Raw genomic sequence first — 23,962 nt, forward strand, 5'->3', positions numbered from 1 at the left:
TAATAAAAACTTGTGGGCTATTGGGAAAACATGTATTAATAATTTAGGACCTGTTCAAAATATATCTGCTCAAACTGTGCCAAAAATCATCGGAAAATAAACCATCCAAATTGCGCGTCGCGGTGGAGTATCCCGATTATTTCACCGATGTCACCACGTGAGACCTTCGTACGTGATTCCCTCGCGTCGTTCGATGATTCGACGCCCGTCCACGACGACCCGGTCCGTCATCGATTCGAATTCGTCGTCCAACGCGGCGAACTCGTCCCAATCCGTCACGACGAGTGCCCCGTCCGCGCCATCGAGAGCCGCCGTGGCGGATTCGGTATACTCGATATCGGGGAACTGTTCGCGCATGTTTTCGGTCGCCACGGGGTCGTAGGCCACGACGGTCGCACCGCGGTTTTGGAGGGCTTCGATGACCGGAATCGCACGGGAGTTGCGAACGTCGTCGGTCCCCGGTTTGAACGCGAGTCCGAGTACCGCGATGCGCTTGCCCTGAAGGGGAACGTGCTCTTCGAGCAGTTCGAGCAACCGCTTCGGTTGTTTTTCGTTCACTTCGATGGCGGCTTCGACGAGCGACGGTTCGTATCCCTCCTCGTGTGCGGCGGCGACCAACGCGGCCGTGTCCTTCGGGAAGCAGCTGCCTCCCCAGCCGACGCCGCTGCGAAGGAATCGCTCGCCGATACGGTCGTCGAGACCGATGGCGTCCATGACCTCGTAGGCGTCCACGTCGTACTCTTTGCAGATATTTCCGAGTTCGTTGACGAGGCTGACCTTCGTCGCGAGGAACGCGTTGTTCGCGTACTTTATCATCTCCGCCTCGCGGATGCCGGTTTCGACGACGGCGGGAGCGGACGACTCGACGAGCGGTTCGAAAACTGCCGACAGCCGTTCGTTCGCACGCTCGTTCTCCGTTCCCAGGACCACCTTGTCCGGTCCGAGGAAATCCTCGACCGCACTTCCTTCACGGAGGAACTCGGGGTTCATCGCCACGTCGAAATCCTCCCCTCGGTCCTTGTTCGACGCATCTTCGATGATGGACCCGAGGACGTCCTCCGTCGTTCCGGGAACGACCGTGCTCTTGACGACGACGAGATGGTAGTCGTCCTTCGACCCCAAGGCCTCGCCGAGCGAACGGGCTCCCGCCTCGATTATCGACGTGTCGATACTACCGTCCGCGCGGGAAGGGGTCGGCAATGCGAGGAACGTCGCATCCGTCTCGCGGACCGCACCGTAGTCGGTCGTCGCCGTGAGTCGGTCTCCCCCGTGTTCGGCGACGAGTTCGTCCAATCCGGGTTCGTGGATGGGTGCCCGACCGTCGTTGAGTCGTTCGACGATGTCCTCGTCGATGTCGATGTTGGTGACCGAGTGTCCGAGGTCGGCGAAACAGGCGGCGACGGTCGTTCCCACGTAGCCACTCCCGACGATGCTAAGTTCCATTAGGAACGGTACTAATCCCGGTTTCCTTGAACCTTCGCATATGCTTCGGTCTAAAAGTATTTATGACTGGCATCCCCGTTCAAAAGTATGAAAGCTGTAGTCCTGGCAGCTGGCAAAGGTACCCGCCTTCGACCGCTCACCGACGACAAGCCGAAAGGATTGGTCGAAGTGAACGGCAAACCCATCGTCACCCACTGCTTCGAGCAACTCGCGGAACTCGGCGCGGAGGAGTTCATCGTCGTCGTCGGCTATCGCAAAGAAGACATCATCAGCTACTACGACGACGAGTTCGACGGGATTCCCATCACGTACACCCATCAGCGGGAACAGAAGGGACTCGCACACGCGCTGTTGACCGTCGAGGAGCACATCGACGACGACTTCATGCTGATTCTGGGCGACAACATCTTCCAGGCGAATCTCGAAGACGTGGTTCGTCGGCAACAGGAGGACCGCGCGGACGCCGCGTTCCTCACCGAGGAAGTGCCATACGAGGACGCCAGCCGATTCGGAGTCTGTGACACCAACGACTACGGCGAAATCACAGATGTCGTCGAAAAGCCGGACGACCCACCATCGAACCTGGTGATGACCGGGTTCTACACGTTCACGCCCGCTATTTTCCACGCCTGCCATCTCGTGCAGCCCTCGAACCGCGGCGAGTACGAGATCAGCGAGGCCATCGACCTCCTCATCAGAAGCGGTCGCACCATCGACGCGATTCGCATGGACGGCTGGCGTATCGACGTCGGGTATCCCGAGGACCGCGACGAGGCAGAAGAGCGACTCACGGACGAAGAAGTGGCCAGCCCGTCCGCATAAGACCGCCTCGCACCATCGTCGCTTCGGTACGTAGCCCTCGACTTCTGGAGTCGCTACCGTACCGTAACCCCACCGTCCAGGCAATCCTACAGTAGAAACGGATTTAATAGAGGCTACTTCATAAAAAGATGAATGGTCCAAACACCAGTCTCCAAAACAGTCCTCGTCACCGGAGGTGCGGGATTCGTCGGCAGTCACCTCGTCGATGCGCTCGTTCAGGAGAACGACGTTCGAATCCTCGACGACTTCAGCACCGGAAAGCGCTCCAACGTAAACGAAGCGGCGACACTCATCGAAGGTGATATCCGCGATTCCGAGACCCTCGACCGCGCAACCGAGAACGTCGACCTGATATTCCACGAAGCGGGTGTCGTGAGCGTCCAGCAGTCCGTGGAGGAGCCGATGCGCGCGAACGAAGTAAATCTCGACGCGACGCTCGCTCTTCTCGAGCGAGCGCGGGACCTCGACGCTCGCGTCGTCCTCGCATCGAGTTGTGCGATTTACGGACAGCCGACCGAAGTTCCGATTTCCGAAGACGAACCGTTTTCGCCGTCGTCACCCTACGGCTTGCAGAAATCCGCGCTCGACCACTACGCTCGCCTCTACGAGGAACTGTACGGGCTAGAAACCGTCGCCCTCAGGTACTTCAACATCTACGGGCCGCGACAGTCGAGCGGCGATTACAGCGGCGTCATCAGCATCTTCAAACGCCAAGCGACGAACGGCGACCCGATAACCGTAGACGGCGACGGCGAGCAGACGCGTGATTTCGTCCACGTCGACGATATCGTCCGGGCCAATCTACTGGCCGCGACGACGGAACACGTCGGCGAAGCGTACAACATCGGTACCGGCGACAGCGTTACGATACGCGAACTCGCCGAGACGATCCGTGACGTTTCGGCGTCGTCGTCCGATATCGTTCACACGGACCCGCGTCCGGGGGACATCGACGAAAGCGAGGCCGACATCTCGAAAGCCACGGAGAAGTTAGGCTACGAACCGACGATTCCGTTGGACGAGGGGCTTTCGTCCTTATTGTGACTGTGTAGTCGGCTTCGACAGTACCATTGTCCACAGCACTGTGGTATTCGGATTTTCTCGCCTCTGAAGCGGTCAAATATCGGTGGTGGTGTCGGCGCTCGACCGGACTTGACCAGTGCAGCACAAAAATTCGACCAGAGGGACGTTATGGAACGAAACGATAGCGCTCTCGAGATAAGGGCTGTTGGCATCGCGCTTCCGTGTTTTTCCGGTGATTGAGCTTATCGGGCTTGAAGAAGACGGTTTTTGATTTGAGATGATGTTACCTCGGCATCAGATTTTCTTGGTGACTGTCCATCCCTACATCTCTCCGCCTCTCTCCGCCAACCGAACACTATAAGTCAATACTTGATAGGAATAAAGATATCGTGTTGCAAATGCAACTAACAGATAAGCGCGTTCTCGTTACCGGTGGTGCAGGGTTCATCGGCTCGAATCTCGCAAACAGTCTCGCTCTCGAAAACGACGTCGTCGTCGTCGACGACGGTTATCTCGGGACACCCGAAAATCTCGATGACGCCGTCGAGTTCCACGAACAGAGTGTTCTCGATGACGACCTGCCGACCGACGTGGATGTCGTGTTTCACATCGCTGCCCTCTCCTCGTATAAGATGCACGAGGAAAACCCGACCAAGGGGGCCCGAGTGAACGTCGAAGGCTTCGTCAACACCGTCGAACAAGCACGTGACGATGGCTGTGATACCGTCGTCTACGCCTCTACATCCTCCATTTACGGAGACCGTACTGAGCCATCGCCCGTCTCGATGGACGTCACCGTCAACACCGGCTATGAAGCATCGAAACTCGCGCGCGAAAAGTACGCCGAGTACTTCGCCAACCACTACGATATGAACATGGCTGGCATGCGCTTTTTCTCGGTGTATCAGGGCTACGGCGGCGCGGAAGAGCACAAACAGGAGTACGCTAACGTCATCGCGCAGTTCGCCGACGATATGGCGAACGATGAGGCTCCTGTTCTGTTCGGGGATGGCACGCAGACGCGTGACTTCACCCACGTCGACGACATCGTCCGCGGACTCGTTCTCGCGGCGGAGCACCAACTCACAGGCGTCTACAACCTTGGTACCGGGAGGCAGATCTCGTTCAACGACCTCGTCGACCTGCTCAACGACGAACTCGGTACGGACATCGAACCGGAATTCATCGACAATCCGATTCCGGACTCGGTATACGTCCACGATACGATGGCGGATTACTCCCAGATGCACGCGGAAACCGGCTGGGAGCCGGAAATCGACCTCGAGGAAGGGATAAATTCGGTCTGCCAGCAGTATCGATAGACGGGGACGACATCCGTCTTCTGTTTTATTGCTCGGATATTAACCACTCGTCGTATCGAGCGAAAACCTCGGCCGATCTCTACTTGCCAAAGCGGATGTCGGTGGAAATCACGCTTATTGAACTGGGGCTTGACTGTAGAGTATGGCGAAAATAGTGTACGACGGACCGGACGGAACCAACGAACGCGAAATCGATGCGGATGCCATCTCCGACTCCGGTCGAGTAGAGGGTATCAGAGTGAATCTCGAAGAAGACGGGTATCTGCACATTCCGTACACTCGTCTTTACTGGATACGAATGAGCGAAGACGAAGGAAAAATCGATTACTCGCAAGTATGACGTTCCTTCCGTTCGGTTCCCTCACGAACCATTCACATATTGGGCAAAGGACTTTAGAGCGAGTCTTCCCGAGCTTTGACACATGAACTTCGACCCCACACAGAATCGTGAGCGGGTCGCCTGGTGGCTCATCTTCGGTGTACTCGGCTTGATTATCGCGTTTATCCTCTACTCGTACGTCGGAACGATCGTCCTCGGCCTGTTCGTCTACTACGCGACGCGGCCGATTTACCGAAGGTTGAGCCATCGCGTACAACCACGTAGCCTCGCAGCAGGGCTTGCGTTGGGAGTGCTTGCGTTCCCCGGAATCCTCCTCATCGCGTACACGGTGTTCGTGAGTATCCAGCAATTGAGCGAACTCGCGGGAATCGATCTCCAGCAGTACGAGTCCGTATTGGGACCGTACATACAGACAGTTCTTGGACAGCAAAACCCCCAAGACGCAATCAATCAAATCCTTTCGAATCCTCAACAACTCACGCAGTATCTCGATCCTCGAACGGCGAGCGGGGTAGTGACGTCGGCCGGTGGCTATCTCGGTGCCGCCGCATCCGGACTCATACACGTCTTCATCGCGCTCATTATCGCGTTCTATCTCCTCCGAGACGACCAAAAACTCGCTGGTTGGTTTTCATCACAGATCAGCGGGGAGAACAGCGCGACGCACGCTTATTTGACGGAGGTCGACACCGACCTCGAAACGATTTATTTCGGAAACATTCTGAACGCGTTCGTCGTCGCCGTCGTTGCGGCCATTACCTACACGGCACTCGATAGCATCGCACCGCCCCAAGTGGGCATTCCCGCGGCGGTCCTCTTGGGGCTCTTGACCGGACTCGGCAGTCTAATTCCCGTCGTAGGTATGAAGATCGTGTACGTACCGATAGGCCTCTACCTCGCGGGTCGCTCCCTGGTGACCTCCCCTCAATCGATCTGGTTTCCGATCGCATTCCTACTGGTTGCCGCGGTTATCGTCGACGGTGTGACCGAACTGCTGTTGCGGCCGTACATCTCCGGTCGGAATCTCCACGTCGGCCTCGTCTTGTTCGCCTACATTCTCGGCCCGCTCCTCTTCGGATGGTACGGATTGTTCCTCGGACCGCTCCTGTTGGTACTGCTGGTTCACAGCGCACGAATCATCCTTCCGGACCTTCTCCACGGCCGGGAGTTAACGCCGTTCGCAACCGCCGCGGACCCGATTCCGGATCCGGACGGGAAAACGAGTGAGGATACGACTGCCTCTGATACAGTCGATACCGAACAATCGAAAACCGACTCATCTACCGAATCACCCGACGGAGGGGAATGAGGCGATTGTGACCGCTCTCGAATTGGATTCGTTCGCCCCGCCTGACGATAGGGGACGTTTCCGCACCGAGCCAACTGTTAACTTTCCGGAAGCACAAACCCTTATCGGAGGTAATACTGATGACACCAGATGAAGACCTCCCGCAAGAGGATCCGAACGGTCAAAAAGTACCCGACCTCGATGACTTAGTTGACCGGATTCTGAGCGGCGGAAACGACCCGTCGCCATCGGCGTAGTCGGCATCCTAATCGACTCGAAGACTTCGTAATTTTTACCTCGCTCTGCCCGCAGTCCGCGGCCGACCGGTTTTACCCGACATAGAGTGTTTTGAGACATCGGTGAGAAATCATAACCTCCAGTCGTTCCTCCACTCATGTGACCTGGTCACTCGCGGCACCGCCGAAACGACCGTTCGGTGCCATCGACAGTGACTCGGGGCGAATCACACATGAACTCGAACTCCACACTTCGTGACGAAGGAACTGATGTAACCGTGTTCGACCCGTCATCGTCCGAGATGGCGTCCGTGATCACACACTGGCGACGTCGTGCCGTCCTCACGTATCTCCAAGACCACGGTTCGGTGCAGTTGTCAGAACTCGCCTCCGTTCTGGCTCGCGAAAAAGCCAACGCGGAGGGGCGCGGGCCGACCCGTTCCGACGAGCGACGAACTCGTCTGACACTCCATCACGTCGACGTTCCGCGACTCGCGGATATCGGCATGGTAACGTACGATACGCTTTCGAACATCGTCACGCCGACACCGTCGATCAACAGTCTCGACGCCCACTTCTTTATCACCGATTGATTTCGAAGTCGTCGTGAGCGGCTTAGAACTGGTGCGGAGCGCTCACGTGCATCCCGACGAACTTCCAGCCGTCCTCTCGTCTGGCCAACGTACCGCTCCACCGGGTATCGAACCCGCGACGCGTCCCACTCGTCGTGTCCGTCCACGCCATAGCAACCGTGTCGCTGAACCATGCATGACGGTCGCGTTGAGTCACTCGCAGTTCGTGACTCGCCACCGTCCAGTCATCCGACTGACGGGTCTGCTCGCGCAACCCCTCCGCGACGGCCTCGTACCCGACGAGTTGCTCCGAGATTCCGAACTTGACCAGTTCGTCGTCCTCCGCGAAATACGGGTAGAGCGGCTCACTTCGACGAAGCGATTCGTAGTACTCACGGACCGTGGCTTCAGCATCGTCGGTTTCCATGGCGAACGATCATCCGTCGGGGAGTCCCAAAGGTGTTCTTCTCACTCGCTCTGGACGGGAGTACGGGTTCGTATTGACCGAGTGTCGTCGCACCGGAGGTGATTTTGTCGAGTCGATAACACACGGGATAGCTCATTGAAAGTCATTTCATCGTCGTAGGGAGTGTCTTTACTTCGAATCGAGAACGCTGGTCAAAGAGTTTATAAATATAAATATGAGGAGAATATTATGAAGATGAAAAAGATGTATAAAGGCAGAAAGATCGCACTGTTTTCGGGGATTCTGATTCTTCTCGGAATTATTGTGGGAGTGTTTAGTATCGTCCCCGCTGTGGAGAGTCCGAATTATCTCACCGAAGCCTCTGAAAACCAGAATCGAGTGCTGATGGGAGCATTGTTCCAATTTATTTTAATTCCGATATATCTGGGATTTGCGCTTCTTTTGTATCCAATCGTGAGTAAGTACAGCGAAAGTTTAGCGATCGGGTTCGTCGGGTTTCGGATAATTGCTCAAGTATTTCAACTAATCGGCGTGATACTTCTACCATTGTTTGTATTCTTGAGCCAGGAATATGTAACTGCTGCAACTACCGACCGATTGTATATTCAAACTTTTGGAGAATTATTGCGACTGGGACGCGACTTAGTGAACCATGTTGGCGTAATGTCGTCTACGGGCTTGGGTAACTTGATTTTATACTATGTGTTTTACAAGACAAAACTGATCCCGAGGTGGTTATCCATCTTCGGTTTTGTTGGAAATATACTGGGGATAGTAGCTAGCTTTTTAATCCTCTTTTCGATTATCAGCGTGATATCCCGCGAATTCATCGCGTTATCGGCACCATTGGTCTTACAAGAAGTTATTCTCGCATTTTGGTTGATTATCAAAGGGTTTCGTCTATCCGAGTCAAACCTGACATCAGAACCTATCCGAGATATAGACTAAATATTTATTATTAATCCGTCGACTTGTCGTCGAGATGGTAGCCCCTCCGCGCCTCGTTCGACACTACTTTTCGACGAAAGCTAAACGGCGAACGACCGATTCAATCGTGCGTCACTGGTTCCACGGTGCGTCGTCTGGGTCGATGAGACGCTCTTCGCGTTCGATGGCGTCTATCACCTCGATGTCGTCCTCATCTAACGCAAGTTCCTGCGCTTCGAAGTTCTCCTGAAGATGGTCCTCGCTCGATGTCTTCGGGATGGCGACCACGTTCTTCTTCGCGGCGAGCCATGCCAGCGACACCTGATGGGGTGTCGTATCGTGTTTCTCCGCGACCTCCTGGATCTCGTCGACGTGGGTCACCTCCCCGCGGGCTATCGGCGCGTAGGCGACGAGCCAGTGGTCGTCCTCGCGGGCGTACTCGTGGAGTTCCTCCTGCTGGAGAAGGGGGTGCATCTCGACCTGATGGGCGAATATCGGCGCGTCGAGCGTGTCGCGCGCCTCGTCGAGTTGTTCCGGCGTGAAGTTGCTCAGGCCGACGTGCTCGATCGTCCCCTCGTCGTGAAGTTCGTCGAACGCCGGAAGGGTCTCCTCGGCGTCGTACGTGTCGCGCGGCCAGTGGACGTACAGCAGGTCCAGCCCCTCGACGCCGAGTCTGTCGAGACTCTCGTCCGTGCTGGAGAGCACGTCGTCGTACGCGAGTGTATCGTCCCACACCTTCGTCGCCAAAAACACGTCGTCGCGGTCGACGTCCGCGTGTTCGATACCTTCGCCGACGTACGTCTCGTTGTCGTAGGCCTGTGCGGTGTCGATGTGACGGTATCCCATCTCCAGCGCGGTGGAGACGATCTTCGAACACCGTTCCGGGTCGGTATTTTTGTAGGTTCCGAGTCCGATTTGCGATGGTTCGTCCATACGTTCCCGTGTGGACGAACGCACCTGAATGATGTGGCCCACGCGCCGTCGTTCGATTTTTCGTGATAAATCAGTCGAACCTCGACCGCTACTCGTCCTGCACGAGCGTCGTCTCGATGAGCCGCGACGTTCCGCGCCTGATTCGGCCGCCGACCGCCGTCGAGGAGATGTCCAACTGTTCGGCGAGCGCTTTGTGGGAGGTCTGTCGCGGTTCCTCGAAATATCCCTCCTCGAACGCGGTCAACAGGGCCTTTCGCTGCGCCTCGGTCAGCGATTTCCCGTCGGCGGTGAGGCTCTCCTGTTGGTACAGCCGGTCGAGTTCGAACGAGATGCCTTCCTCCCGGCAGTAGCTCCACAGTTTCGACAGCGACTTTCGGTCGGGCAATTGGACTCGGAGGAGCCACCCCTGCCTCACCGACCGCGCTTCGAGCATCATCCCGCCCACCTCGGTGGTCTTCGGCGTGACCAGTTTCGTGCCGGGCGTATAACAGAGGCGATAGATGCGGGTGTCCCCGTGGTCGGCGACCATCTCCCATCGGTCGACCGTCGAGTCGTCCCCCAATTCGTTCTCGAACGGCTCGAAGTCCCCATTGTCCGCCTCGACGAGGAAGAAGAACATCCCCGTCTCGGGGTCGGTTCCCGTCGTCGGGACGACTTTGATAGCGACGTTCGATACCGCCTCTATCGTGGGTGCCAGCGCGAGGTCCGGGTGTTGAACCGTGACGTGTGAAATAAACGTCATAGTGGGTTGTAATGCGTTGATTTGCTACGTGTCCCACTCTCGTTGGCATCCATGTTAAACATTCGGTACCACGGTGGTTTTCGCAGTGGAAACCATCCGGTCTTCGCACCGTCCTCCCGTACTCGATTTGAGCGAACCCTGAATCCGGTTCAGTCGCGGCCGAACCGCGGCGGCGTTCACTCCCTGTTCAAAACGCGCTCACGTGGTCGTCTTTTGGCTCCCACACGTGACCAGTCATCCGTAGCTCGCGGAGGTCGTCGAGCGTTTCGCCGACGGTTCGGCCCTGCTCGCCCATCGCCGCCGTTACGAGGCCGAGCGGAACTCCATCCTCGTAGTCCTCGCCGAGTTCGAGCACGACGGCTTTGAGGTCGGCGCCTTCCGTCGTTTTCCGAACCGACTCGTCGTCGACGATCTCCCACTCGACGTCGTGGCCCGTGAGTGCCCGGTGGCGTCTGTAGAACGCTATCACTTCGTTGGGCGTTTCCGTTTCCGTTCGTTCCCCACAGTTGGGACAGCTGGCGACGAAGGGTGTTCGTTCCTGTTCTGTCATCGGTGGTTAGGCGTTGTAGGCCTCTTGGGCCAGTCGGTGGAATTTGTGCAGCGTGTGCTCGTTCGGTCCGAGTTGGGCCTGCGCGAGCGCACCCGATTGCAGCCCTTCGTACTGTCGCTCGACCAGTTCGAAGTCCTCCTCCTGCAGTTGGCGACTCGTTCGCACGAACTCCAACTCCTCGTCGGTCATCTCCGCGTCCCTGAAGAAGTAATCGGCGATGAGCTGGAAACGCTCCTCGTCGATGGGGTCGATAATGTACGTGCCGTAGCCGTCCGCGGTGCCGTACATGTTCACCGTGAAGTTCGGCCACATGTAGTAGAACTTCGCCTCGTGCTCGTCGTGAATTCGAAGGTCGTCGTCCACGTCCTCCTCGTGGGTGTAGTGGAGCACCCAGTGGTAGTCGTTCACTTCGAGTTCGGAGTCGTTGAGCTGGATTCCCGTTATCCAGTCCTGGTGGTTCGCCTGGCAGTGGTCACACTCGGAGTAGTTCCCCCCGAACGTCTTCCAGTTGCACTCGACCTCCGAGACGAATCGTGCGGCGTGTTCGTACTCGTCGAGCGGGAGCGCTTCGAGTTCCGTCGCCATCTTTCCGGCCTGTTCGGACAGCGGCATCGGGTCGGCGTCGAAGTTGACGAACACCAGCGGTCCGATGCGGTCGGTCGAGACCTCCATGAGACCGTTCCTCTCGGCGTCCAGTTCCGACACGTCCTCGTCGCCCAAGTCGGGATTGAGACTGGCCTCCTCGAAGCTCTTCGGCGTCGTCGAGAGGTCCCCGTCGAGGTCGTACGTCCAGAGGTGGTACGGACACTGAATCCGACTCATGTTGCCGGGGTCGGTCATCGGCGTGTCGTCGACTATCTTCGACCCGCGGTGGGCACAGACGTTGTAAAACGCGCGAACGTCGTCCTCGTCGTCTCGAAGGACGATGACCTGCTTATCGCCCACCGTCCGGGTGAAGAAGTCCCCGACCTCGGGAATGCTGTTGGCGTGGCCCGCGTACACCCAGTACCGCGAGAACACCTTCTCCTTCTCCATCTCGAAGACGTCCGGGCTGGTGAAGTACTCCGCCGGGAGGGCGTTCGTTTCGTCGGTGATGTCCGGGCTGACCGCTTCGACCTGATCCGTTCCGTCGTTCCATCGTGTCATGTGACAACTTGTCTCGTCCTTGGGGTATAAAAATGAACCACAGATAGCTCCCCCATTCAAGTGTACCGGTGTTCGCGCTCCGGTTCGGGGACGCCAGTTCCTGTCGATACCCCCGCCAATTCGCTCGTTTTTTCCGGGGAAAACTCTGAAGATGGTCGATTCGAAACATCGTTGGTGGGTATGAGTGACAGTAACAATCGAAGGGACGTCATCGTCATCGGCGTCGGTGGAATGGGGAGTGCGGCCACGTACCACCTGGCCCGACGCGGTTTCGACGTCCTCGGATTGGAACGGTTCGATATTCCGCACACGCATGGCTCGTCGCACGGCATCACGCGTATCATCCGCCGCGCGTACTACGAACACCCGTCCTACATCCCGCTCATCGAGCGGGCCTACGAGCTGTGGGACGATTTGGCCGAGCGGACGGGCAGGCCCGTCATCCACCGGACCGGGTCAATCGACGCCGCTCCCGAGGGGAACATCGTCTTCGAGGGCTCGCTGCGCTCCTGTGAGGAACACGATATCCCACACGAAATCCTCACCGGCGCGGAACTGAACGAGCGGTTCCCCGGTTATCGACTCCCGGACGAGTACAAGGCGCTGTACCAACCGGACGGCGGGTTCATCGTCCCCGAGGAGTCCATCATCGGCCACGTCGAAGCCGCACAGCAAGAGGGCGCTGACGTTCGCGCCCGACAGCAGGTCCTCGACTGGACGGAGACGCCGGACGGCGGCGTGCGAGTCGAAACCGCGAACGCGTCCTACGAAGCCGACAGCCTCGTGCTCGCCGCCGGTGCGTGGAACTACAAACTCGCGGACGCGCTGGAGGGCCTCGCCATCCCCGAACGGCAGGTCCTCGCGTGGTTCCAACCCGAAACGCCGTCGCTGTTCGAACCCGACTCGCTTCCCGTGTGGAACATCAGTTCGCCGGAGGGGCGGTTCTACGGCCTTCCCATCTACGGCGTTCCCGGGTTCAAACTCGGCAAGTACCATCACCTCGACGAACAGGTCGACCCCGACGAATGGAACACCGAACCGGGTCCCGCCGACGAACGGCTCTTGCGCGATTTCACGGAGAGGTACTTCCCGGAGGCGGCGGGCCAGACCATGCGACTGGCGACGTGCATGTTCACCAACTCGCCGGACGAACACTTCATCCTCGATACCCTTCCGGACCATCCGCAGGTCGCGGTCGGGGCCGGGTTCTCGGGTCACGGATTCAAGTTCGCGAGCGTCATCGGCGAAATCCTCGCAGACCTCGCCGTCGAGGGAGAGACCGACCATCCGATAGACATGTTCGAGTTGGACCGGTTCGATTGAAGAGGCGTCCCCGCCGAATCGAGGGGTGACCTTTTTTCAATACCTGTGCTATCTCACAATGACCCTTTTCACACGTTCCCGTCGATGTTAATGTGGTAAATGAGTACAAGTAGCATACTTCCCGACGAAGCCGGGACGCTCGTCGTGGGTGCCGGGTGTGTCGGCTGTAGCGCGGCGTACCACTTGACCGAACTCGGCCGCGAGGACGTCGTCGTCGTCGACCAAGGGCCGCTGTTCGAAACGGGTGGCTCGACCTCGCACGCCCCCGGTCTGGTGTTTCAGACCGCCGGTAACAAGTTGATGTCCGAGATGGCCCAGTACACGCGGGAACTCTACGACGACCTCGGCGGCTTCCGGAAGTGCGGCGGTATCGAGGTGGCCTACACGGAAGACCGGTGGGAGTTCCTCAAACGCAAGCGCGAGTGGTCCCGCTCGTTCGGCGTCGAGGACGGGGAACTGCTCTCCCCGTCGGCGGTCGCAGAGCGCGTCCCCCAGATGAACGCGGACGTCATCCACGGCGGGTTCCACGTCCCCTCCGACGGGAAGGCCCACGCGGTCGAGGCCTCGGAGGCGATGGCGAATCTGGCGCGCGAACGCGGAGCCGAGTTCTACGGGAACACGAAGGTCGTCGACCTCGAAACAGACGACGGGGAAATCGATTCCGTCGTGACCGAACACGGCCGCATCGAGGCCGACGAGGTGCTCCTGGCCACGAACATCTGGGGGCCGCTGTTCGGCGAGATGGTCGACGTCGACGTGCCCCTCAAACCCTGCGCCCACCAGTATCTCGTCTCGGATTCCATCGACGAACTGGCCGGTGCCGAGCGCGAAATCGAACAGCCGATACTCCGCCATCAGGACCGCTCGCTGTACTTCCGCCAGCACGGCGACGCCTACGGCATCGGGTCGTACAACCACGACCCCCTCCTCGTCGAACCCGAGGACATCTACGGCCCGGACAAACTGGACGACCTCGGACTGGAGTACCCGTCGCTCCGCGAGTTCACGGCCGAACACTTCGTCGAGAACACGCATCCCGACCACGAGCAACCGGCGTTCGACGCCGCGAGCGAACTGATTCCCGCGTTCGAGGAGTGCGACTGGGAAACCGAAATGAACGGGATGTTCTGTTTCACCACCGACGGGATGCCGATTCTCGGCGAAACCGAGGACATCGACGGCCTCTGGTGGGCGCTCGCCGTCTGGGTGACCCAATCGGGCGGCGTCGGGAACGTCATCGCCGAGTGGATGGAAAACGGCACGCCGCGACTCGACGGCGAGCGCGTGGACGCGACCGGCGCGTCCATCGACCGGTTCCAAGGCCACCACGGTGCCGACGGATTCGTCCGCGACCGGGCCGCACAGCAGTATCGCGAGGTCTATCAGCTCACCCATCCCCGTAACCAGCCGAAGAAACGACGCGGCTTGCGTCGAAGTCCGTACTATCCGCGTCAGCAGGACCTCGACGCGGAGTTCTACGCGAGCGACGGCTGGGAGTCGCCGCAGTGGTACGAAGCGAACGAGGCGCTGCTCGACGAGTACGACGTCCCCGACAGACCGGGGTGGATCGGTCGCAACTGGTCGAAGGCACACGGGGCGGAACACCAAGCGGTCCGCGACCGGGTTGGGCTGTACGACCTCACCTCCTTCACCGCCATCGAAGTGCGCGGGTCCGGTTCGGAGCGGTTCCTGCAGGGACTCCTCTCGAACGACATCGACGTGTCGCCGGGGCGGGTGCGCTATACGACGATGCTCAACGAGGACGGGGGCATACTGGCCGACCTGACCGTCTCCCGGCTCGGCGGGGACCGGTTCCTGATTCTGACCGGCGGCGGCAGTTCGGGGACGACGCAGGGCCGCTGGATTCGCGACCACGCCCCCGACGACGGCACCGTCGAGGTCATCGACCGGACCTCCGCTCGGTGCGGCCTCGGCGTCTGGGGACCCAACGCGCGCAAGACCCTCGAAGGGTTGGTCGAGACGGACATTTCGCACGACGCCTTCCCCTTCTTCTCCTGTCAGGAGACGCACGTCGGGGGCGTTCCGGTGACGATGCTCCGCGTCTCGTTCGTCGGCGAACTCGGCTGGGAGCTGTACGCCCCGCAGGAGTACGGTGCGCAACTGTGGGACGCGGTCTGGGACGCTGGCGAGGAGCACGGCGTCCTCGCGATGGGCGATGCGACGCTCAACTCGATGAGCATGGAGAAAGGGTTCCGGTTGTGGGGAACCGACATCTCGCCCGAGTACAACCCCTACGAGGCGAACCTCTCCTTTGCGGTGGACATGGAGACCGACTTCATCGGAAAGGAAGCGTTGGCCGAAGCCAAAGAGTCGGGCATCGAACGACGGCTCGTTCCCGTGACCCTCGACGAACCGGGCGCGGTTGTCGATACGGGCCACCCCATCGTCGACGGCGACGAGATTCTGGGCTACACCACCCGCGCCGACTACGGCTACACCATCGACGCCGGTATCGCGTACGCCTATCTGCCGACCGACTACACCGACGCCGGGCAGTCCGTCGAGGTGGAGTACGAAGGCGAGCGGTTCCCGGCGACGGTGCGGAACGAACCGCTGTTCGACCCCGACCGGGAGAAGATTTTGCGCTGATTCGAGTGTCACGATGACGACACAGATATCGAACCGTTCGGGGCGGACCCTCGCGCCAAACCGTACCTGTCATTGCGGTGCACGACGACGACCACACAGATGACTACCAACACGACGGAACGACTCTCCTTTTCGGACATCGAACAGGCCATCGAACGACTCGACGACCCGTCCGTCGTGAAGCGGACGCCAGTCGAACGGAGCACGTCGCTCGACGACCGAACCGGCGGCGAGGTGCACCTGAAGATGGAGCATCTCCAGTGGACGGGGTCGTTCAAAACCCGCGGCGCGTACAACAAAATCGAGCGCGACGTGGTGGGGACGGACACCGAGCGCGTCGTCGCCGCGAGCGCCGGTAATCACGCGCAGGGCGTCGCGCTCGCGGCGACGAAACTCGGCATCGATTCGACCATCGTGATGCCCAAAACCGCCCCGCAGACGAAAATCGACGCGACGAGGGGCTACGGCGGCGAGGTGGAACTCGTCGGACAGGACTTCCGCGAGGCGATGAATCACGCACAGTCCCTCGCCGAGGACGGCTCCGCGGAACTCATCCACGCGTACGACGACCCGGCCATCATCGCCGGACAGGGCACGCTCGGCGTCGAGATGTACGAGGACCTCTCGACCGTCGATACCGTGGTCGTTCCCATCGGCGGCGGCGGCCTCATCTCGGGTATCGCGATGGCTTTCGCCGAACTGTCCCCCGAGACGCGTATCGTCGGCGTCCAGGCGACGGGCGCGGCGACCGTCCCCGACAGTCTTGACAAAGGGATTCCGAAAACGCTCGATTCGGTGGACACCATCGCGGACGGCATCGCGACCGGCGGCATCTCCGAGTTGACCCTCTCGCTCATCGAACAGCACGTCGACGAAATCGTCACCGTGACCGACAGCCAAATCGCGCGTGCGGTTCTCTTCCTCCTCGAACGGGCGAAACAGGTGGTCGAAGGTGCCGGTGCGGCCTCGGTCGCGGCCGTCATGGGCGAGGCCCTCGACGTCGAGGGGGAGACGGTGATGCCGCTGCTCTGTGGTGGAAACCTCGATATGACGATGCTGCAAACCGTGTTGGTGCACGCGTTGACGAACCGCGAGCAACTCCTTCGGCTTCGGGTGCGCATCCACGACCAACCCGGGGAGATGCAGGAGGTGTCCGGCATCATCGCGGACCACGGGGCGAACATTCGCAACGTCCGGCACGACCGCTCGGCACCGGAACTGGACGTCGGCGAGGCCTACCTCGTCTTCCAGGTGGAGACGAGCGGTGCCGGGCAGGCGGGGAACATCATCCGTTCGATCCGCAGTCACTCCTACGAGGTCATCCACGTCAACTCCTGAGTCGGTTTCGGACGCGTGCCCGCCATCGTCGAAATCGAGGAGTTCTCGCTTTCGTTCGTAGTGCGTTCGATGACGTTGCTGTAAAATACTTCGGTGATTAAATTTTTGTCCGTCCATTAAATACACCACAGCATAGAAACACGAGCTATTATTATCGATTCTCAAGAGAGAAGTATGTGGTATTGTGTCATGGTGTCTCGGAACACGGATCTGGTGCTGAATTTGAATTCGAATCCGCATCCTCGACTCACGACGTCGGGACATCGAACGACAACGAGACAACAACGGGTTGGGAAATCACCGTCGAGTTCAAACGACACGTCGTCGAGCGTCGGAGATTTCGTCGTCAACTGCTCGAACGGACGGCCGCTTCGCTGTTCCGTGCGGTACAGAAAACACTAGCAGGAGATCATATGAGCGAAACATGAGCCAAGAACAAGGAATCGTACGCGAGTTCGTAGACGAAATAGATCCGCTTGTGTTCGGATTCGGGATTCTAACCGCGGTAACGTTCCTCGGATACGTCTTACTCGTCGGCCCGGACCAAGCAGGAACCACCATGGAAGCCATCAACGACTGGTTGTGGACCAACTTCTCGTGGTTCTACCTCTGGGCGATGCTGATATTCGTCGGCTTCACGACGTTCCTCATCTTCGGCCCGTGGGGAAAGATCAAACTCGGTCCCCCCGACGCGGAACCGAGACACGACTTCCTCTCTTATTTTGCGATGTTCTTCTCCGCCGGAATCGCCGCCGGAATCGTGTTCTGGGGTCCCGCCGAAGCCATCTTCCACTACGGGAGCGGAACCCCACTCGCGGGTACTGACGCCCCGGCGAAACAGCGCATGCTGGGGTCGCTCCAGTACACGTTCTTCCACTGGGGAATCTCGGCGTGGGCGGCCTACCTCATCGTCGGCGTGCCCATCGGCTACTTCGCGCACAAGAAGGGTGCGCCGTTCAAATTCTCGACGGTCATCGCGCCGCTCGTCGGCGTCGATAACCTCGACGACAGCTACTTCGCGCGACTCGTCGACCTCATCGCGGTGTTCGGGACGATGGGCGGCATCGCCACGTCGCTTGGATTCATCGGCCAGCAGTTGCTGATGGGGATGGACTACCAGTTCGGGTCGGTCCGAACGCCGTCGGCGTCGGCGTCGGCACTCCCGCTCGACATCTTCGGCGTCCAACTCGGCGACCTCGGCATCATCCTCGTCATCATCGGCGTGACCACGGTGTTCACGCTCTCCGTTATCAGCGGCGTCGAGAAGGGTATCAAGCGGCTCTCCCAACTGAACGTCATCGTGTTCGTCCTACTCGGGGTGCTGGTCTTCTTCATCGGCATCTACAACGGGATGGCATCGTTCGTGCTCAACCTGGGAACGCAAGCCATCGGCCAGTACTTCGACCAGTTCGTCAAGATGAGCCTGTTCACCGGAGCGGCGACCGATTCGTCGTTCCTCGGAAGTTGGACTATCTTCTACTGGGCGTGGTGGTTCTCGTGGGCTCCCTTCTCGGGCATCTTCCTCGCGCGGATTTCGTACGGGCGAACCATCCGCGAAGTGACGTTCGTCGGTGTCATCGCCACGACGCTGGCCACGGTTCCGTGGTTCCTCGTCATCGGCGGGATGTCGATGCGGATGCAACAACTCGGTCAAGCGGACATCCTCGGCGTCCTCACGAACTACGGTGGAAACGAAGCAGTCTCCGGCTATCCGTTGTTCGGAGCGCTTCCAGCGGGTGCCCTGCTGTCGGGCTTGTTCTTCCTGCTGGTCATCACGTTCTTCGTCACGTCGGCCGACTCCTCGACGCTCGGCATCGCGATGCTGACCACCGGCGGCGAGGAGAACCCCTCGGAACTCAACCGCCTCATCTGGGGCGTCCTTCAGGGGCTCGTCGCCGCCGTCCTCATCGTCATCGGCGGCACGAACGCGCTCCAACAGGCCGCCATCATCACCGGCGGACCGGTCGCCATCATCGGTCTCATCGGCGTGTACGGCATGGTGAAAGAGTTCAGCAGTTTCAAAGGACGCGTCCTCGTTCAGGAGGGGGCGTCCATCCGAGACGACGATACGCTACTCGGCGGTCGGAGTAGCAGTGGCGGCGGGACGAGCGGTGCGGCGTCCGTCCGTCCCGCCGAGAGCGACGAGGACGACTGACGTCCATTCCTTTCGAGCCGAACAGAAAAATTCCGTTTTCCAATCCTCGTTCTTTCACTCGTAAATCGGGAACTCCTGACAGAGACGGTTAACGTCTCCGCGCGCCCGTTCGAGGACGGCCTCGTCGTCGGGCGCATCCAACACGTCCGCAATCGTTTCTGCGACGGTTCGCATCGCCTCCTCGTCGAACCCGCGAGTGGTAACGGCGGGCGTGCCGATTCGGATGCCGCTCGTCACCATCGGCGACCGACTCTCCCCGGGAACGGTGTTCTTGTTGACGACGATGCCGACGCGGTCGAGTGCGGTTTCGGCCTCCTTTCCGGTGAGATCCAGGTGCGAGTCACGAAGATCGACGAGGACGAGATGTTTGTCCGTCCCGCCGGAGACGAGCGAGAATCCGCGCTCTCGAAGCACCGACGCCAGCGTTTTGGCGTTCTCGACGACCCGCGTCGCGTACTCCCCGAACTCGGGTTCGAGCGCCTCGCCGAATCCGGCCGCTTTGCCCGCGATGTTGTGCACGAGCGGACCGCCCTGTGCGCCCGGGAAGACCGCCGAATCGACGGCATCGGCGTGCTCCTCGTCGCACATGATGATTCCGCCCCGTCCCGCACGAATCGTCTTGTGCGTCGACCCGGTGACGAAATCGGCGTGCGGAACGGGATTCGCGTGTTCGCCCGCCGCGACCAGTCCCGTGATATGGGCGATGTCCGCGAGATGGTAGGCATCCACCTCCTCGGCGACGGCGGCGAACCGTTCGAAGTCGAACTCCCGCGGATACGCCGACGACCCGCTGACGATGAGGTCGGGGTCGAATTCCCGTGCGTGGGCAGCGAACTCCTCGTAATCTATATAGCCGGTTTCGGGGTCGACTTCGTACTGTTCGACCTCGTACAACTGCCCGGAGAAGTTCACCGAGTGGCCGTGGGAGAGGTGGCCGCCGTGACTCAGCGAGAGGGATAGGATTCGGTCGCCGGGGTCCAACATTGCGAAGTAGACGCCCATGTTCGCCTGTGTCCCGGAGTGGGGTTGCACGTTGACGTGCTCGGCACCCCAGAGCCGTTTGGCGCGTTCGACCGCCAACTCCTCGACGGTGTTCGCGTGCTCACAACCGCCGTAGTACCGGCCGCCGGGGTAGCCTTCCGCGTACTTGTTCGTGAAGACGCTTCCCTGTGCGTTCATCACCGCCTCGGAGACGTGATTCTCCGAGGCGATCATCCCCAGCGTCGATTCCTGTCTGTCGCGCTCGTTTTCGATCGCCGCTTCGACCGTCGAATTTCTCCCTTCGAGTTGCTCCGACATGTGTGAACAGATTACATACGCTGTCCGGCGTAGTTTTTCGGGTGTCTCACGCCGGATGTTTTTGAAGGTCGGCGAGACGAATGGACTCTTCCGTCTCTGCTGTGGACATTCGCGTTCCGCAACGTTCCCACCCGTCTTCATCACCTCGTCGCCCGCCGAGAACGCGGAACGAAACGATCGTCTCGAAGACGGATTCCGGCCGGATTATTTCTAAATTCCTTTTAAACATGTTACTGTCCACAGACGCGATTATATGTGGCTTTGCGTTCGTGGTTAACGGGAGGTTGTATACCAAATGTCAATGGACGCCGTAGTTTACAAGGGCGAACACGAGGTCGCCGTGGAGGAAGTCGAGGAACCGAAGCTAGAGAACCCCAACGACGTCATCATCGACGTCACGACGACCTGTATCTGCGGCTCCGACCTCCACATGTACGAGGGGCGGACGGCGGCCGACTCCGGCCTCGTCTTCGGGCACGAACCGATGGGCATCGTCGACGAGGTTGGGGAGGGCGTCGAATCCCTCTCGGTCGGCGACCGCGTTTCGATTCCGTTCAACGTCGCGTGTGGGTTCTGCGAGAACTGCGAGAACGGGTACACGGGCTTTTGCCAGACCGTGAACGACACCGGGAGCGTACCGGCGGGTGGCGCGTACGGATACGTCGGCATGGGGCCGTACAAGGGCGGGCAGGCGGACCGCATGCGCGTACCGTTCGCGGACTTTAATGCGCTGAAACTCCCCGACGGCGACGAACACGAGGACTCCTTCGCGCTGCTCGCGGACATCTTCCCGACGGGATGGCACGGGACGGAACTGGCGAACCTTCAACCCGGCGAGTCGGTCGCCATCTTCGGCGGCGGCCCGGTCGGGCTGATGGCCGCCTACAGCGCCAAAATCAAAGGTGCATCGGAGATTTACGTCGTCGACCGCGTGGAGAGCCGCCTCGACCTCGCCGAGGAGCACTGCGATGCGACGCCCATCAACTTCGAAGCGGGCAACCCCGTCGAACAGATAATCGACGAACACGGCGGCGAAGTGGACAAAGGCGTCGATGCGGTCGGCTATCAGGCGGTCGACCCGGACAAACAGGCCGACGATGCGTACGACCCGGCACGAGAGAACCCCGCGGTCGTTCTCAATCAGCTGATCAGGACCGTCCGCCCCACCGGAAAGCTCGGAATCATCGGGTTGTACGTTCCGGAAGACCCCGGCGCACCGGACGAGATGGCCGCACAGGGCCGTCTCGGTATCGACTTCGGAAAGCTCTTCGAGAAGGGCCAACGCCTGGGTACCGGCCAATGTAACGTCAAGGAGTACAACCGGGAACTCCGCGACCTCATCATCTCCGGCCGTGCCGACCCCAGCTTCGTGGTCTCTCACCGCGTCGGGTTGGAACAAGCCCCCGAGATGTACGACCGATTCGACGACCGCGAGGAAGGGTTCACGAAAGTGCTGCTCGAACCCTGAACCGGCGTTCGATTCCGTCGTCAAATCGCCTCTTATCCGACCGTTTTCCGCATCAATCGCGTTCTCCAACCGCGTTTCTCCCATCGCGCTCGACGACGCGATGTAACCGAGATAGGTTACATTCTCCCCGACTATCCGATTTACGTAACCGCATTTAATGGTGTTTCTATACCGTGGTGAATCGTTATTCCCTTCCTCCATGGAATTATTCACGATGGAATCGATTTCACTTTCCGAAGCCAAGACGCTCATCGAAGCCGCAGAACAGAAAGCGAACGAGATAGAGAATCCGATGGTGATCACGGTTGCGAACGACGAAGGAAACCTCGTCGCCCAACATCGGATGGACGGCGCGTGGCTCGCGTCGGTAAACATCTCGCGGAACAAGGCCTACACGGCCGCCGCGCTGGAGATGCCGACGCACGAACTGGCCGAAGCGTCGGAACCGGGGAACTCGCTCTACGGACTCCAGACGACGGACGACAACCGAATCGTCGTCTTCGGCGGCGGCTATCCCCTCGAACGCGACGGCGAGGTCGTCGGTGCGTTCGGCGTTTCCGGCGGCGCGGTCGAACAGGACCGCGAAGTCGCCGAGGCAGGCGTCGAGGAGTGGAACCGGAATAACTGACGGGCAACCGCCGAGGCGTCGGAACAGAAATTGTACTATTTGATACCCGTGAGCTACGGCCGCGGAGCGGCCTTTTGCAGCGCCGCCTCGGCGATGTTCCCACCGTAGTCGGCACACCGCGACAGGGAGTCGATGCTCAGTCGGAGTTGCTGGGCTTGGCGGGGACCGAGGTCGCGGAGGTGGTCATCGATAGCGCGGCCGTGCCGGTCAACTTCCGAAACCGCGTGGCGAGCCTCGTTCGCCAGTCGAACGGCGTTTTCACGGTCGTCGGCGAGGAGGGCCTCCGTGGCGGTCTCGATGATGCGTTCTGCTTCTTCGAGGAGTTCCACGACCGATGCCGATACGGGTTCGGGGACTGAATCGAGTTCGACGACGACGCGACCGATCTTCGCCGCGTGGTCGGCGATGCGTTCGAGTTGGCGGGCGCCGGTGAAGAGGTCGAAACAGACCTCCCGTGGGATGCCGAGTTCCTCGACCGCGGCGGGCGTTCGGAGCGTCTTTCGGAACAGCCGTGAGACGACGAACCACAGTCTATCGACGTCGTCGTCGCGGTCGATGACGTCCTGTGCGAGCGCGTCGTCGGGGTCGGTGAGTGCACGTATCGCGTCTTTCAACATTTCGAGGGCGATGACGTGCATCCGCTCGACCGCGTTGGTGAGAGAAAACTGGGAGGAGTCGAAGAGAACTTGCACGACGAACGTTCTGTCCCCCTCTTTGATCACCTCGAAACCTGCGAGCGTCCGCGTGGCCGTACGGATGGCGCGTCGGTCGTCGGCCGTGATACGGCTCGTTTCGATCGTGATGACGTCGAACCCGCTCACGTACATGGCGATTACAGTGCGAACGAGTTCGTCACCGCTACGACCGGTGCCGTCGAGGTGCCCTTCGAGGGCTTCGTTGCGATGATTCGGCGTGAGGATGAGGGTGTACTCGTCCGGGTAGATACCGAGCGCACTGCCTTCAGATACCTCGTTCTCCGTCGCCCATCCCTTCGGAAGGGAAACGGTGTACGTCGACCCACCCGTGATCTGCACTTTCCGTGTCTCCATATCCCCATATTTCCAGTGGAGACTATAAAAACTTCCTAAACTATATATTATATTCAAATATATAGATGTGTGGCTATGTTGGGTGCGATATTAGGAGACGTCTTCGGTTCGGTTTTCCGTCACATCTCGCCAATCCCCGACAGCGCGCGTTGCGACGCGAACCGTTTCTTCCCCCCACACATAATACTTTCTTCGATGATATAAATCCAAAATGAGTTGCGGTGAACCGCCGCTAGCCACGTGGACCGAGACGACACCGACACCTCGTAATCTCGAGTTAGCGAAGCCCTTTCGAACGGCTTCGCGGTACTCGACCCGTTC

General features: G+C 59.6%; 21 protein-coding genes. 13 read left to right on the forward strand and 8 right to left on the reverse strand.

Annotated features, from left to right (window positions below):
• Positions 1 to 150: 150 nt before the first annotated feature.
• Positions 151 to 1,443, reverse strand: coding sequence for a UDP-glucose 6-dehydrogenase AglM (gene aglM / locus V5735_RS20650; protein WP_423747031.1), 1,293 nt, complete (start codon positions 1,441 to 1,443; stop codon positions 151 to 153).
• 87 nt (positions 1,444 to 1,530) lie between these two features.
• Here aglM and aglF point away from each other — a divergent pair, with 87 nt between their 5' ends.
• The 6 genes from aglF (at position 1,531) to V5735_RS20680 (ending at position 7,067) form a co-directional block, all read left to right on the forward strand.
• Positions 1,531 to 2,265, forward strand: a complete 735-nt coding sequence (gene aglF / locus V5735_RS20655; RefSeq protein WP_423747032.1) for a UTP--glucose-1-phosphate uridylyltransferase AglF — start codon at positions 1,531 to 1,533, stop codon at positions 2,263 to 2,265.
• Between the two features lie 132 nt (positions 2,266 to 2,397).
• Entirely contained in the window at positions 2,398 to 3,309 is a 912-nt protein-coding gene (locus tag V5735_RS20660; protein ID WP_423747033.1) for an NAD-dependent epimerase/dehydratase family protein, read from the forward strand.
• Between the two features lie 377 nt (positions 3,310 to 3,686).
• Positions 3,687 to 4,610 carry an NAD-dependent epimerase/dehydratase family protein gene (locus V5735_RS20665; RefSeq protein WP_423747034.1) on the forward strand — a complete coding sequence of 308 codons (924 nt, stop codon included), beginning with the start codon at positions 3,687 to 3,689 and terminating at the stop codon, positions 4,608 to 4,610.
• A gap of 142 nt (positions 4,611 to 4,752) precedes the next feature.
• Positions 4,753 to 4,950 (forward strand): hypothetical protein, encoded by a 198-nt coding sequence (locus V5735_RS20670; RefSeq protein ID WP_423747035.1) that lies wholly within the window; start codon positions 4,753 to 4,755, stop codon positions 4,948 to 4,950.
• An 82-nt stretch (positions 4,951 to 5,032) separates the two neighbouring features.
• Complete coding sequence (locus V5735_RS20675; RefSeq protein ID WP_423747036.1) at positions 5,033 to 6,259, forward strand: AI-2E family transporter; 1,227 nt, start codon at positions 5,033 to 5,035, stop codon at positions 6,257 to 6,259.
• Between the two features lie 448 nt (positions 6,260 to 6,707).
• On the forward strand, positions 6,708 to 7,067 hold the full coding sequence (locus V5735_RS20680; protein WP_423747037.1) for a DUF7344 domain-containing protein: 360 nt from the start codon (positions 6,708 to 6,710) through the stop codon (positions 7,065 to 7,067).
• Positions 7,068 to 7,089: 22 nt separating this feature from the next.
• Here V5735_RS20680 and V5735_RS20685 read toward each other — a convergent pair whose 3' ends face one another.
• Positions 7,090 to 7,473, reverse strand: coding sequence for a nuclear transport factor 2 family protein (locus tag V5735_RS20685; protein ID WP_423747038.1), 384 nt, complete (start codon positions 7,471 to 7,473; stop codon positions 7,090 to 7,092).
• Positions 7,474 to 7,701: 228 nt separating this feature from the next.
• On the opposite strand from V5735_RS20685, the gene V5735_RS20690 reads away from it, so the two are divergent.
• Positions 7,702 to 8,421, forward strand: coding sequence for a DUF4386 domain-containing protein (locus tag V5735_RS20690; RefSeq protein ID WP_423747039.1), 720 nt, complete (start codon positions 7,702 to 7,704; stop codon positions 8,419 to 8,421).
• A 111-nt stretch (positions 8,422 to 8,532) separates the two neighbouring features.
• Here V5735_RS20690 and V5735_RS20695 read toward each other — a convergent pair whose 3' ends face one another.
• From V5735_RS20695 to V5735_RS20710, 4 genes are all read right to left on the reverse strand, one after another.
• On the reverse strand, positions 8,533 to 9,333 hold the full coding sequence (locus V5735_RS20695) for an aldo/keto reductase (protein ID WP_423747040.1): 801 nt from the start codon (positions 9,331 to 9,333) through the stop codon (positions 8,533 to 8,535).
• 88 nt (positions 9,334 to 9,421) lie between these two features.
• On the reverse strand, positions 9,422 to 10,075 hold the full coding sequence (locus V5735_RS20700) for a helix-turn-helix domain-containing protein (protein WP_423747041.1): 654 nt from the start codon (positions 10,073 to 10,075) through the stop codon (positions 9,422 to 9,424).
• Between the two features lie 187 nt (positions 10,076 to 10,262).
• Complete coding sequence (locus V5735_RS20705; RefSeq protein ID WP_423747042.1) at positions 10,263 to 10,625, reverse strand: hypothetical protein; 363 nt, start codon at positions 10,623 to 10,625, stop codon at positions 10,263 to 10,265.
• Between the two features lie 6 nt (positions 10,626 to 10,631).
• Positions 10,632 to 11,771: an aromatic ring-hydroxylating oxygenase subunit alpha gene (locus V5735_RS20710; RefSeq protein WP_423747043.1), complete on the reverse strand. Its 1,140-nt coding sequence runs from the start codon at positions 11,769 to 11,771 to the stop codon at positions 10,632 to 10,634.
• A gap of 180 nt (positions 11,772 to 11,951) precedes the next feature.
• Here V5735_RS20710 and solA point away from each other — a divergent pair, with 180 nt between their 5' ends.
• The 4 genes from solA to V5735_RS20730 all read left to right on the forward strand — a co-directional run bounded on the left by solA (position 11,952) and on the right by V5735_RS20730 (position 19,197).
• Positions 11,952 to 13,094 carry an N-methyl-L-tryptophan oxidase gene (gene solA / locus V5735_RS20715; protein WP_423747044.1) on the forward strand — a complete coding sequence of 381 codons (1,143 nt, stop codon included), beginning with the start codon at positions 11,952 to 11,954 and terminating at the stop codon, positions 13,092 to 13,094.
• Positions 13,095 to 13,193: 99 nt separating this feature from the next.
• Positions 13,194 to 15,704: a GcvT family protein gene (locus tag V5735_RS20720; protein ID WP_423747045.1), complete on the forward strand. Its 2,511-nt coding sequence runs from the start codon at positions 13,194 to 13,196 to the stop codon at positions 15,702 to 15,704.
• Positions 15,705 to 15,803: 99 nt separating this feature from the next.
• Entirely contained in the window at positions 15,804 to 17,042 is a 1,239-nt protein-coding gene (gene ilvA, locus V5735_RS20725) for a threonine ammonia-lyase (protein WP_423747046.1), read from the forward strand.
• A 424-nt stretch (positions 17,043 to 17,466) separates the two neighbouring features.
• Entirely contained in the window at positions 17,467 to 19,197 is a 1,731-nt protein-coding gene (locus V5735_RS20730; protein WP_423747047.1) for a BCCT family transporter, read from the forward strand.
• A gap of 54 nt (positions 19,198 to 19,251) precedes the next feature.
• On the opposite strand, the gene glyA is transcribed toward V5735_RS20730, so the two are convergent.
• Positions 19,252 to 20,496 (reverse strand): serine hydroxymethyltransferase, encoded by a 1,245-nt coding sequence (gene glyA / locus V5735_RS20735; RefSeq protein WP_423747048.1) that lies wholly within the window; start codon positions 20,494 to 20,496, stop codon positions 19,252 to 19,254.
• Between the two features lie 301 nt (positions 20,497 to 20,797).
• On the opposite strand from glyA, the gene V5735_RS20740 reads away from it, so the two are divergent.
• On the forward strand, positions 20,798 to 21,964 hold the full coding sequence (locus V5735_RS20740; protein WP_423747049.1) for a glutathione-independent formaldehyde dehydrogenase: 1,167 nt from the start codon (positions 20,798 to 20,800) through the stop codon (positions 21,962 to 21,964).
• A 199-nt stretch (positions 21,965 to 22,163) separates the two neighbouring features.
• The gene (locus V5735_RS20745) at positions 22,164 to 22,592 is read left to right on the forward strand and encodes a GlcG/HbpS family heme-binding protein (protein WP_423747050.1); all 429 of its coding nucleotides are present in this window, start codon (positions 22,164 to 22,166) and stop codon (positions 22,590 to 22,592) included.
• A gap of 53 nt (positions 22,593 to 22,645) precedes the next feature.
• Here the strand turns inward: V5735_RS20745 and V5735_RS20750 are convergent, their stop codons facing one another.
• Positions 22,646 to 23,641, reverse strand: coding sequence for a PhoU domain-containing protein (locus tag V5735_RS20750; protein WP_423747051.1), 996 nt, complete (start codon positions 23,639 to 23,641; stop codon positions 22,646 to 22,648).
• Between the last annotated feature and the right edge of the window lie 321 nt (positions 23,642 to 23,962).

The organism is Haladaptatus sp. SPP-AMP-3 (genome assembly GCF_049568665.1).
GTDB classification, from domain to species: Archaea; Halobacteriota; Halobacteria; order Halobacteriales; family Haladaptataceae; genus Haladaptatus; species Haladaptatus paucihalophilus.